The organism is Actinacidiphila guanduensis, assembly GCF_900103985.1.
In the GTDB taxonomy this organism is placed as follows: Bacteria; Actinomycetota; Actinomycetes; order Streptomycetales; family Streptomycetaceae; genus Actinacidiphila; species Actinacidiphila guanduensis.
The window spans coordinates 236,184-247,602 of the sequence record NZ_FNIE01000013.1; the positions used below are offsets into that span (position 1 = coordinate 236,184).

Annotated in this window: 12 protein-coding genes; 10 read left to right on the forward strand and 2 right to left on the reverse strand. The window is 74.9% G+C overall.

Features of this window, described 5'->3' with window-relative positions; translation table 11 throughout:
* The first annotated feature begins 21 nt into the window (after positions 1-21).
* The 7 genes from BLR33_RS26760 (at position 22) to BLR33_RS26790 (ending at position 5,481) form a co-directional block, all read left to right on the forward strand.
* Positions 22-312 carry a type II toxin-antitoxin system Phd/YefM family antitoxin gene (locus BLR33_RS26760; RefSeq protein WP_093787204.1) on the forward strand — a complete coding sequence of 97 codons (291 nt, stop codon included), beginning with the start codon at positions 22-24 and terminating at the stop codon, positions 310-312.
* A gap of 67 nt (positions 313-379) precedes the next feature.
* Complete coding sequence (locus BLR33_RS26765) at positions 380-682, forward strand: urease subunit gamma (RefSeq protein WP_093787173.1); 303 nt, start codon at positions 380-382, stop codon at positions 680-682.
* 15 nt (positions 683-697) lie between these two features.
* A complete protein-coding gene (locus BLR33_RS26770) occupies positions 698-1,054 on the forward strand; it encodes an urease subunit beta (RefSeq protein WP_093787174.1) in 357 nt (118 codons plus the stop codon).
* Complete coding sequence (locus tag BLR33_RS26775) at positions 1,047-2,768, forward strand: urease subunit alpha (protein WP_093787175.1); 1,722 nt, start codon at positions 1,047-1,049, stop codon at positions 2,766-2,768. The genes BLR33_RS26770 and BLR33_RS26775 overlap by 8 nt, the downstream gene beginning before the upstream one ends.
* Before the next feature lie 20 nt (positions 2,769-2,788).
* Complete coding sequence (locus BLR33_RS26780) at positions 2,789-3,508, forward strand: urease accessory protein UreF (protein WP_245771689.1); 720 nt, start codon at positions 2,789-2,791, stop codon at positions 3,506-3,508.
* A gap of 28 nt (positions 3,509-3,536) precedes the next feature.
* Positions 3,537-4,217, forward strand: a complete 681-nt coding sequence (gene ureG, locus BLR33_RS26785; protein WP_093787176.1) for an urease accessory protein UreG — start codon at positions 3,537-3,539, stop codon at positions 4,215-4,217.
* A 445-nt stretch (positions 4,218-4,662) separates the two neighbouring features.
* Positions 4,663-5,481: an urease accessory protein UreD gene (locus BLR33_RS26790; protein WP_245771681.1), complete on the forward strand. Its 819-nt coding sequence runs from the start codon at positions 4,663-4,665 to the stop codon at positions 5,479-5,481.
* Positions 5,482-5,779: 298 nt separating this feature from the next.
* On the opposite strand, the gene BLR33_RS26795 is transcribed toward BLR33_RS26790, so the two are convergent.
* A complete protein-coding gene (locus BLR33_RS26795; protein WP_093787178.1) occupies positions 5,780-6,778 on the reverse strand; it encodes a LacI family DNA-binding transcriptional regulator in 999 nt (332 codons plus the stop codon).
* Between the two features lie 193 nt (positions 6,779-6,971).
* Here BLR33_RS26795 and BLR33_RS26800 point away from each other — a divergent pair, with 193 nt between their 5' ends.
* Complete coding sequence (locus BLR33_RS26800; RefSeq protein ID WP_093787179.1) at positions 6,972-7,631, forward strand: ThuA domain-containing protein; 660 nt, start codon at positions 6,972-6,974, stop codon at positions 7,629-7,631.
* Complete coding sequence (locus BLR33_RS26805) at positions 7,616-8,698, forward strand: Gfo/Idh/MocA family protein (RefSeq protein WP_093787180.1); 1,083 nt, start codon at positions 7,616-7,618, stop codon at positions 8,696-8,698. Before BLR33_RS26800 ends, BLR33_RS26805 begins: the two co-directional genes overlap by 16 nt.
* Positions 8,699-8,849: 151 nt before the next feature.
* Here BLR33_RS26805 and BLR33_RS26810 read toward each other — a convergent pair whose 3' ends face one another.
* Positions 8,850-10,121, reverse strand: coding sequence for an MFS transporter (locus tag BLR33_RS26810; protein WP_218136707.1), 1,272 nt, complete (start codon positions 10,119-10,121; stop codon positions 8,850-8,852).
* Positions 10,122-10,638: 517 nt separating this feature from the next.
* Here BLR33_RS26810 and BLR33_RS26815 point away from each other — a divergent pair.
* Entirely contained in the window at positions 10,639-11,328 is a 690-nt protein-coding gene (locus BLR33_RS26815) for a DUF6461 domain-containing protein (RefSeq protein WP_245771682.1), read from the forward strand.
* Positions 11,329-11,419: the final 91 nt, after the last annotated feature.

Below are 11,419 nucleotides of genomic sequence, written 5' to 3' on the forward strand. Positions count from 1 at the left end.
CATCTCGTTATGATGGGGAGCATGACCCATGACGTTCCGGTGACACAAGCGCGCGCGCAGCTCGCCGAGCTCATCAACCGCGTGGTCTACGGCGGGGAGCAGGTGGTGCTGACCCGGCACGGCAAGCCGCTCGTCGCCCTGGTGTCCGCCGCTGACCTGCAACGACTGCGCGATCTCGACGCCCAGCAGGAGGACCAGGTGATCAGCACGGTCTCCTCGGTCGGCCCCGGCTCGTCCGCCACGGGCGAACGGCACAGGTTCGGCATCGCCGCCGAGCACCGGGGCCCGCAGCCGGGTGACCGCCGCCCGTAACAGCCGTTAACGCGGTCGAAACCCCGCGGACGTAATCTCGCGGGTCCGGAGACTGTGAGGTGTGGCTGTGCGCTTGACCCCCCATGAGCAGGAGCGGCTGCTGATCCACGTGGCCGCCGACGTGGCCGAGCGGCGGCGGGCCCGCGGGCTGCGGCTGAACCACCCCGAGGCCGTCGCGCTGATCACCGCGCACCTGCTGGAGGGCGCCCGCGACGGCCGCACGGTCGCCGAACTCATGGCCTCCGGACGGACCGTGCTCACCCGCGCGGACGTCATGGACGGCGTCCCCGAGATGATCGCCGAGGTGCAGGTCGAGGCGACCTTCCCCGACGGCACCAAGCTCGTCACCGTCCACCAGCCGATCGTCTGAGGGGCGGGCCACCACGTGATTCCCGGTCAGATCCTGTACGGCGAGGGGGCGGTGGCCCTCAACGCGGGCCGCCCCGTCACCCGGCTCACCGTGCTCAACGCCGCCGACCGCCCCGTGCAGGTCGGCTCCCACTACCACTTCGCCGAGGCCAACCCCGGGCTGCGGTTCGACCGGGCTGCCGCCCGCGGGCTGCGGCTGAACATCGCCGCCGGCACCGCCGTGCGGTTCGAGCCGGGCATCCCCGCCGAGGTCGAACTCGTGCCTATCGCGGGCGCCCGCGTGGTCGCGGGCCTGCGCGGCGAGGTCGCCGGGCCGCTCGACGACGATGCGGCCGCCGAAGGAGCCGAAGGAAAGGGGCCCGACCGTGCCTGAACTGTCCCGGGCCGTATACGCCGGCCTCTACGGGCCCACCACTGGCGACCGCATCCGCCTCGCCGACACCGACCTGCTGATCGAAGTGGAGCAGGACCTCGCCGGCGGGCCCGGCCACGCGGGCGACGAGGCGGTGTTCGGCGGCGGCAAGGTGATCCGCGAGTCCATGGGCCAGGGCCGCGCCACTCGCGCCGAGGGCGCCCCCGACACGGTGATCACCGGCGCGGTGGTGCTCGACCACTGGGGCGTGGTCAAGGCCGACGTCGGCATTCTCGACGGGCGGATCACCGCGCTCGGCAAGGCCGGCAACCCCGACACCATGGACGGCGTCCACCCCGACCTCGTCATCGGCCCCGACACCGAGGTCATCGCCGGCAACGGCCGCATCCTGACCGCCGGGACCATCGACGCCCACGTGCACTTCATCTCGCCCACCCTGATGACGCAGGCGCTGGCCACCGGCGTGACCACCGTCGTCGGCGGCGGCACCGGACCGGCCGAGGGCACCAAGGCCACCACCATCACCCCCGGCCGCTGGCACCTGGCCCGGATGTTCGCCGCCCTGGACGGCTTCCCGGTCAACGTCGGCCTGCTCGGCAAGGGCAACACCGTGGACCAGCCGGCGATGCACGAGCAACTGCGGGCCGGCGCCGTCGGGTTCAAGATCCACGAGGACTGGGGCGCCACCCCCGCCGCCATCGACGCCTGCCTGTCGGTGTGCGAGCGTTCCGGCGCCCAACTGGCCATCCACACCGACACGTTGAACGAGGCCGGATTCGTCGAGGACACCCTCGCCGCCATCGCGGGCCGCGGCGTGCACGCCTACCACACCGAGGGCGCCGGCGGCGGGCACGCCCCCGACATCATCACCGTGGTCTCCCAGCCGCACGTCCTGCCGTCCTCCACCAACCCCACCCGCCCGCACACCGTCAACACCGTCGAGGAGCACCTCGACATGCTGATGGTCTGCCACCACCTCAACCCGGCCGTCCCCGAGGACCTCGCCTTCGCCGAGTCCCGCATCAGGCCGTCCACCATCGCCGCCGAGGACGTGCTGCACGACCTGGGCGCGATCAGCATCATCAGCTCCGACTCCCAGGCCATGGGCCGCATCGGCGAGGTGGCGCTGCGCACCTGGCAGACCGCGCACGTGATGAAGCGCCGCCGCGGCTCCCTGCCGGGCGACGGCCCCGCCGACAACCACCGCGCCCGCCGCTACGTCGCCAAGTACACGATCAACCCGGCGATCGCCCAGGGCATGGACGCCGAGATCGGCTCGGTGGAGCCCGGCAAGCTCGCCGACCTCGTGCTGTGGGAGCCGGCGTTCTTCGGCGTGAAGCCCGACCTCGTGCTCAAGGGCGGCCAGATCGCCTACGCGCAGATGGGCGACGCCAACGCGTCCATCCCCACCCCCCAACCCGTGCTGCCCCGGCCGATGTTCGGCGGTGTCGGTGCCGCTCCCGCCGCCAACAGCGTCAACTTCGTCACCCAGGACGCCCTCGACGACAACCTGCCCGAACGCCTGGGCCTCGCCAAGCAGTTCACCGCCACCGCCTCCACCCGCGCGGTCACGAAGGCCGACATGCGCGAGAACGACGCGCGCCCGCACGTCGAGGTGGACGCCGACACCTTCACCGTCCGCATCGACGGCAAACCGGTCGAACCGTCCCCGGCCGCGGAACTGCCCATGGCCCAGCGCTACTTCCTCTTCTGAACAGGGCCGGGGTGAGCGAGGTGCAGCAGCAGCCGGGACGGGGATTTCCGGGCGGGTACGGGCAGGGGCCGCGGGCGGCGCTGCTGCTGCTCGCCGACGGACGGTTCCCCGCGGGCGGGCACGCGCACTCCGGCGGCGTCGAGGCCGCGGTCGCCGACGGGCGCGTGCACGACGCCGCATCGCTCGCCGCGCACTGCCGCGGCCGGCTGCACACCACAGGACTGGTCGCCGCCGCACTGGCCGCGGCGGCGACCGCCGGGGCCGACCCGCTCGGCCTCGACCAGGCGGCCGACGCGCGCACCCCCTCCGCCGCGCTGCGCACCGTCTCCCGCCGGCTAGGCCGCCAACTCCTGCGCGCCGCACGGGCGGTGTGGCCCGCCCCCGCCCTGGACGACCTCGCGGCCGCGCTGCCCCGCGGCGCCCACCAGCCCGTCGTCCTCGGCCTGGCCGCGGCCGCCGCGGGACTCGGCCCGCTCGACGCCGCCTACGCCGCCGCGTACGAGAGTGTCAGCGCACCCGCGACGGCCGCGGTCCGCCTGCTCGGCCTCGACCCCTTCCACGCCGCCGCCGTGCTCGCCCGCCTCGCCGCGGAGACCGACTCCGTCGCCGCCGAGGCCGCCGCCGCCGGCCGGCGCGCGGCGGCCGACGGGCCCGGAACGCTGCCGGCGCCCGGCGCGCCCCTGCTCGACGTGCTCGCCGAAGCGCACGCCGCCTGGCCCGTCCGGCTCTTCGCCTCCTGACCGCCCACCCACCCCCAAGGAGCCGACCATGCACCTGGACCACCCCGAGGTGTTCCCCGAGCGCTACGCCCACAGCGCCGCCGAACCCGGCTCCCGCGCCCTGCGGGTGGGCCTGGGCGGACCTGTCGGCTCGGGCAAGACGGCCACCGTGGCCGCGCTGTGCCGCGCGCTGCGCGACCGGCTGCGGATCGCCGTCGTCACCAACGACATCTACACCCGCGAGGACGCCGACTTCCTGCTCCGCGAGGCTGTCCTGCCGCCCGAGCGCATCGCCGCCGTCGAGACCGGGGCCTGCCCGCACACCGCCATCCGCGACGACATCTCGGCGAACCTGGAGGCCGTGGAGGACCTGGAGGCCGCAGTCGGCCCGCTCGACCTGGTCCTGGTCGAGTCCGGCGGCGACAACCTCACGGCGACCTTCTCCCGCGGCCTGGTCGACGCGCAGATCTTCGTCATCGACGTGGCGGGCGGCGACGACATCCCCCGCAAGGGCGGCCCGGGTGTCACCACCGCGGACCTCCTCGTGGTCAACAAGACCGACCTCGCGCCGTACGTCGGGTCCGACCTCGACCGCATGGCCCGCGACGCCGCCGCTCAGCGCGGCGACCTGCCGGTCGTCTTCACCTCGGTCCGCGCCGAGGCGGGCATCGACCCGGTGGCCTCCTGGGTGGAGAGCCGGCTGGCCGCGTGGACGGCGGTGGGCGTGTGAGGCACGCTGCGCCGGCCGAGGGGGTTGTCCTGCGGGGCGGCCGGAGCGGTGCCGCACGGTGTGCGGAAGGGGCGGATGTGACGGCAAGGGCTGCGCGGGGGGAGCGGGCGGTTGCCCGTGGCCGGGCGGGGGCCGGCGCGGGTGCGGGAGTTGCCGTGGGGGCGGGGGCAACCCTACGAGGTGTAGGGGCCGTTGACCGGGGTCGGGCGGGGGCCGGCGCGGGTTCCGGAGCTGTCGTGGTGACGGCGGCGTGTGCACGAGAGGGACGGGTTGCCCACGGCCGGGCGTGGGTTGACGGGTGCGCGGGAGTTGCCGTCGCGACGGCGGCAACCTTGCAAGGGGTAGCGGCCGTTGGCCGGGGTGGGGAAGCGCTGCGCGTGGGCGGGGTGCCGTGCTGACCGCGGCAACCTCACGCGGGGTGCGGGCCGTTGCCCGGATCAGGGCCGTGGCGGACGGGCGCGGAGGGACCGCGCTGCCGCTGCTCGCGGGGGACGGGCCGCTCGCGCTGCGCCGGACCGGGCCCGTACCCGCGCCGGGTGCCGCGCACGTCACCGTGGTGGGGGCCATGTCGGCGCCGCTCGGCGGGGACCGGCTGCGGATCGAGGCCGAGGCGGAGCCGGGCGCGCACCTCACCGTGGGCGCGTCGGCCGCCACCGTGTCGCTGCCCGGGCCGCACGGCGAGCAGGCCGCCTACGACGTGCGGCTGCGGGTCGGCACGGGCGCCCGGCTGGACTGGCTGCCCGAGCCGGTGATCGCCGCCGCCGGAAGCCGCCTGCGCATGGCCACGCGAGCCGAACTCGCCGACGGTGCCTGCCTGCTGCTGCGCGAGGAGCAGATCCTCGGGCGGCACGCGGAGCCGACGGGCGACCTCGCGACCCGCCTCACCGTGGTGCTCGCCGGCCGTACCCTGCTCGACCAGGAGCTGTCCTTCGGCCCCGGCGCAAGCCCCGGCTGGGACGGCCCCGCGGTCCTCGGCGGCTACCGCGCCGTCGGCCAACTCCTCTACGTCGCCCCGGACCTGACCCCGCCCGCCCCCTACGTGACGCCCACCACCGGCCCGGACGGCGTCGCGGCCCTCACCCCGCTGACCGGCCCCGCCGCCCTGGTCACGGCCCTGGCCCCGGACGGCCACCGCCTGCGCCGCCTGCTCGACGAGCTGCAAGAGCGGCTGACGGCCCCGGTGTTGACCATGGCGCCGGGCACCGCGACCGGTGCGGTTCCCCCTACCGGGTCCGCCGCCGCGCTCAACGGGACCCCTTTGTAAGGTCCACGGCGGCTACGGGCGGGCCGGCACCGGCGACGCTGCCGCAACCGAAGGCCGCCCCAGCACCCCTTGGCCGTACGGGGCTCGCTGTGTGCGCAAAGGGCACGTTCTTCAGGGGCGCGGGGAACGGCTCCCCCAGAGGGGGCACCCCCAGAAGAGACCACCGTCCTTGCGTCGGCGTCGGACCTCCGTGGGGCAGACAGGTTGCCGTTCTTGGGGGCGCGGGGAACTGCGTGCGCAACCGCCAACCGGGCGGCAGTCGGCAATGGCGGCGAACCCCAACGGCGAGGAGCCGCCCCTACCGAGGCGGAGCCGTACTCGCCCGCTCGACCAGGCTCGTGGAGAGCTCCACGCGGCCCGCCTCCTCGGTCCGGCCGGACCGCAGGCGCAGGAGCAGGCGGACCGCCTCGGCCGCCATCTCCCGCACGGGCTGGCGGACCGTGGTGAGCGCGGGTGTCAGCCAGCTCGCCTCGGGCAGGTCGTCGAAGCCGACCACGCTCAGGTCGCCCGGGATCGACAGCCCCAGGTCCGCCGCGGCCTGGTAGACGCCGCGCGCGAGGTGGTCGGAGCAGGCGAAGACGGCCGTCGGGGGCTCGCGCACCCGCAGCAGCGCGGCCGCCTGCCGGGCGCCCTCCGCCCGGCTCCAATCGGAGTAGCGCACCCAGGACGCCCGGGCGCGCACCCCCGCCGAGGCGAGCGCCGAGCGGTAACCGTCCAGCCGGGCCCGGCTGTTGAGCTGGTCCTCGCGCCCACCGAGCGCGGCGATCCGGATGTGGCCGAGCCCCAGCAGATGGTGCACGGCGGCATAACCGCCCGCCCAGTTGGTCGCCCCGACACTCGGCAGCCCCAAGGCCGGTTCGACCCCCGGGTCCAGTACGACCAGCCGCACCCCGGCCGCCGCGAGCCGCGCCCGCTGGGCGGGCGCCGGATCGACCAGCGCCAGCACCGCCCCGGTGGAGCCGCGCGCCACCAGCCGGTCCACCCAGTCCCGGCCCGCGCGCACCTCGCGCGCGGAGAGCACCACCACGTCGCACCCCGCCTCGGCCGCGGCCTGCTCGGCGCCGCCCAGCACCCGGGTCGCCCACGACCCCTCCACGCCGTCCATCACCAGGTCCACGAGCCCGACGGGCCCCGCGAATTCGGCCGGCCGCCGCTCGTAGCCCGCGGCCTCCAGCAGCTCCAGTACCCGCGCCCGGGTCCGCTCCGAGACGTCGCTGCGCCCGTTGAGCACCTTCGAGACGGTCGGCACCGTCACCTCGGCCGCGGCCGCGATGTCCGCCAGCTTCGCGCGCTTCATCCCGCAAGGATGTGCCGCCGAGGCGTGGTTGCGCAACTTTCGTGAGCCAGTAGCCTTTTATGGTGGAAGGTTCGAGCAATCGAGCTGCCCGCCGCACGTATTGGCGAGAGAAGTTGCGCAACTTCCGTAGCGACCCGTGCCGACCCGTACTCCACGACGCACCCCGACCCGACGACGCTGGAGGACCCGCACAGTGACACTTCGCAACGCCCTTGTCGTCCGCGGCGGTTGGGAGGGGCATTCCCCCGTCGGGACCACCGACAGCTTCCTGCCGTTCCTGGAGCGCTCCGGCTTCGGGACCACCGTCTCCGACTCCCTCGACTCCTACGCCGACGCCGACCTCATGGCCCGCACCGACCTGATCGTGCAGTGCTGGACCATGGGCACCATCACCCGCGAGCAACTCACCGGCCTCACCGGCGCGGTGGCGGCCGGGACGGGCCTGGCCGGCTGGCACGGCGGCATCGCCGACTCCTTCCGCAACAGCAGCGACTACCTCCACCTGATCGGCGGCCAGTTCGCCTGCCACCCGCGCGGCTTCGTCGACTACCGCGTCGACATCGTGCCCGAGCACGCCGGGCACCCCATCGTCGCCGGCCTGCCCGAACTCGCCGTCCACACCGAGCAGTACTGGGTGCTGGCCGACACCCACAACGAGGTGCTCGCCACCACCACCGTCCCCTCCCTGCCGGGCGACCCCTGGGCGGAGCCCGTGGTCTCGCCCGCCGTCTGGACCCGCACGTGGGGCAGCGGCCGGGTGTTCGTGTGCACGGTGGGGCACCGCCTGGAGGACCTGGACGCGCCCGGCATCCGGACGCTCGTGGAACGGGGGATGACATGGGCGGCCCGCTGAACGTCGGCATCGTGGGACTCGGCAGGATCAGCGGCGCCTATCTGCGCACCTTCGCCGCACTCCCGCAGATCGAGGTCACCGCGCTGGCCGACCTCGACCCCGCCCGCGCCGAGGCCGCCCGCGCGGCCGCACCCGGCGCCCGCGCCCTGCCGGTCGCCGACCTGCTCGCCGCCCCGGACGTCGACCTCGTGCTCAACCTGACCGTCCCTGCGGCCCACGCCGAGGTCGCCGCGGCCGCACTCGCCGCGGGCAAGCACGTCTACGGCGAGAAACCGCTCGCCCTCGACACCGCCCAGGCGCGGGAACTGCTCGCCGCAGCAGGGGAGTTGCGCGTCGGCTGCGCACCCGACACCGTGCTCGGCACCGGCACCCAGACCGCACGCAAGGCCGTCGCCGACGGTCTGATCGGCCGACCCGTCGCCGCCAACGCCGTGTTCGTCTCGCCCGGCCACGAAAGCTGGCACCCCGACCCCGAGTTCTACTACCGCCCCGGTGGCGGCCCGCTGCTCGACATGGGCCCCTACTACCTCAGCGCGCTGGTCCACCTGCTCGGCCCGGTGGAGCGCGTCCTCGGCGCCACCAGCCGCTCCCGCCCCACCCGCACGATCGGCTCGGGGCCGCGCGCGGGCACAGTCTTCGACGTCGAGGTGGACACGCACGTGGCCGGGATCCTCGTCCACACCTCCGGCGCCATCACCACCCTGGTCACCAGCTTCGACGTGGTGGCCTCCACCCAGCCCCGCATCGAGGTCCACGGCAGTGCGGGCTCCCTCGCCGTCCCCGACCCCAACGGCTTCGACGGCGAGGTCCGGCTGCGCCACCCGGGCGAGCCCGACTGGACGGTGCTGCCGCCGTCGGCCGGCTACGTCGGCGCAGCGCGCGGCGCGGGGGTCGCCGACCTCGCCGCGGCCCTGGCCGAGGGCCGCCCCCACCGCGCCTCGGCGGACCTCGCGCTGCACGTGCTGGACGTCATGCAGACGCTTCTGGCCGCGGGCCGCAGCGGAGGCGCACGCGAGGTGGAGACGGCCTGCGAGGTCCCGCAACCGGTGGCCCTGGCGCAGTTGTAGGGGGAGAAGCCGTGGGTGCCCGGTGGGGCCGGCGTGAGCACGGGCAGCCCGCGCGGGGGACCGCTCCTCACCACCGGCACCCCGGTCGGGCACCGTTCACGATCGCCGGCAACGCCCCGGCCCTTCCGCTCCCGGCCCCGGTAGGGGGGCCTCAGGCGGCGTCGGTGGGGTCGGACGGGGCCGGGGCCGGGCCGGCCGGTGGTGGGGCCGGTGGTGGCGTCGTCGGCGGGGGCTGGGCGGCCGGGTCGGCGCCCGCGACGCGCAGGCTGCGGTGGCGGGTGCCCTTCGTGGCGTAGGGGGAGTAGCGGGGGACCCAGCGCAGCAGGGCGCCCGCGGCGGCGATACCCACCGCGCCCATGGCGAAGATGCCCGCGGCCAGGCTGCCGAGGGAGGCGGCGGCCGAGACGACGAGGGGGCCGCCCGCGCTGCCGGAGTCCGCGCACAGGCGCCAGACGCCGAGGAACTGCGAGCGGGTCCGGGGCGGGGCCACGTCCGCGCCGAGGGTCATGAGGATGCCGCTGCCGATCCCGTTGCCGAAGCCCATCAGCATCGCCACCACCGTGAGCGAGACCAGGCCGTGGGTGAGGGGGAGCGCGGCCTGGGTGGCACCGAGGACGAGCATGGAGGGCACCGCGATCCACAGGCGGCCGGCGCGGTCCATGACCTGGCCCGACGGGTAGAAGGTGAGGGTGTCCACGAGCCCCGCGATGCCGAACACGACGCTGGTGGACGACGGGCTCTGCCCGAGGTGCTCGGCCCACAGCGGCAGCACGGTCTGCCGCGTGGCCCGCACCGAGCCGACCAGCAGCACCGCGAGGCCCAGCGTGAGGAAGACCCTGCGGTGGTCGCGCAGCACGGACCGTACGGGGGTGTGCTCGCGCTCCTGCGCCGCCGCCGGTTCCGCCACGTCCCGCACGGTGAGCAGCACCACCACGGTGACAGCCGTGCAGAGCAGCGCCAGCCAGTAGATGTCGTGCACCGGGTGCCCGGCGAGCACGGCGGCGCCCAGGAACGGCCCGACGAAGGCGCCCACCCGCGACATGCCGCCCAGCGTGGACAGGGCCCGCGCGCGCAGCCCGGGCGGCACGACCTCGGTGAGGTACGACTGGCGGGCCAGGACGATGACCGCGTTCGAGGCCCCCGTCACCGTGACGGCCAGCGCGAGTTCCCACACGGTCCTGGCGAGCGCGCACGCGGTGAGGGTCACCGCGGTGACGCCGGAGGCGACCAGCATCGCCTTGCGGTCACCGAGCCGTGCGGCCAGCGCGCCGGCGGGGACGTCGCCGAGGATCTGCCCGACGCCGAGGAGGGCGAGGACGAGCCCGGCGGTGCCGACGCCGGCGCCGAGCGCGCGGCCGCTGAGCGCGAGCACCGGCGCGAGCGCGCCCATCCCCGTCTCGAAGATCAGGACCGGCAGGAACACCGCCGGTACGAGGCTAGCCAGGGTCGGGGGTTTGTGCGAACTCACCTGCCAGTGCCCAACCTTCACAACCGACGTCGCTTGCCGAGCGCTCCTCGGGCCGCCAGGGTGCGCACACCCGGACGGCCCCGCTCGTCCACCATTCAACCTCACGCGTCCCTCGGGCCGTCCCCGGGTGGGTTCGGGCCGGATTCCGCCGTGATGGAAGGCCGCACCCCGCTTGCGCCGGGTGCGGCGCTCTAGCATGATGACTGGCATCGCTCGACAACGTTGTCGAGGCCGTCCCGCAAGCCGCTTCCGCGACTCCCGGGACGCTGGCCGAACGCTCGGTGCCCCGGGTCAGGGGGGCATCGGGCGTTCGGTTCTCCCCGGTGCGAGGCGTCGTCGCCCGAGGGCCACCGCCGGCCCCTGGCGTTCCCCGTCATGCCTGGGCCGTCCGGTGATGCGCCGGTGTGTGGCGAACCCGGCGCCCGCGGCCGGATCCCCGCCTGTTGAAGTGAGCTTCACGTAGCATCGCCCCATGGAAGCCGAGCAGGCTCGGAACCGCTCGCGCGGCAGGACCCGTCGGGCTCCGAGCGGGATCGGTGAGGTTGTGGAGAGCGGTCTGGGATGGCTCGCCCACGCATCCTGGTATTTCAGTGTGACCTTCGTACAGGGCATCGGGGTCCATGAGTTGGCGTCGCGGTTGGCGGCGGACCCGACGGAGCGGCCGGTGCTCGCCGGGGGGCGGGACGTCGAGGCTCTGCTCGGTGATCCCGAGGTCGGCGTCGCCCGCCTGGGAGATGCCGGCGGCTGGGCGTTCGCGGCGGAGTACGGCGAAGCCCGCGGCGCACGGCGCGCCTTCCTCGCCGAACTGTCCCGGAGTACCGGAGCGGCGGCGGTCAACCTCGATCCGCAGGCCGGCCATCCGCCACCGATGTTCTCGTATGCGGTCGGTGGAGAACTGGCGTGCTCCTTCGGCCTGGCCGAAGAGGGCCGCCGATGGGGCAGTACCCCCGATCTGCTGAACCCGGACCTACGAGGTGCGGGCGTCCTGCTGCCGGACGGCAGCGTGATGGAGGTGGGTGCGGGGCGTTATGCCCAGAGGTTGGCGATGTCCCTGGGTGTGATCGAGCGGCACTTCGGGCTGTCCCTGCCCCGTGACCTGGTGGAGGACTCGGAGTTGCCCACGGTCGCCGTCAGCGGGCGCCCGGACTTGGGCAGGCTCTGAGCGATTCCGGCGGGCGTCGAGGAGCCACGCGCGCGTCGGGGGCGGCTGCTGGACAGCAGCCGCCCCCGACGCTCAGTCTGCCGTCAGCTGA

What these genes read in the sequence shown, in the direction of transcription:
- ureG (WP_093787176.1), top strand. Translation starts at nt 3,537, where the DNA reads ATGCACCTGGACCACCCCGAGGTGTTCCCCGAGCGCTACGCCCACAGC.
- BLR33_RS26815 (WP_245771682.1), top strand. Translation starts at nt 10,639, where the DNA reads ATGGAAGCCGAGCAGGCTCGGAACCGCTCGCGCGGCAGGACCCGTCGG.
- BLR33_RS26795 (WP_093787178.1), bottom strand. Translation starts at nt 6,778, where the DNA reads ATGAAGCGCGCGAAGCTGGCGGACATCGCGGCCGCGGCCGAGGTGACG.
- BLR33_RS26805 (WP_093787180.1), top strand. Translation starts at nt 7,616, where the DNA reads ATGGGCGGCCCGCTGAACGTCGGCATCGTGGGACTCGGCAGGATCAGC.
- BLR33_RS26760 (WP_093787204.1), top strand. Translation starts at nt 22, where the DNA reads ATGACCCATGACGTTCCGGTGACACAAGCGCGCGCGCAGCTCGCCGAG.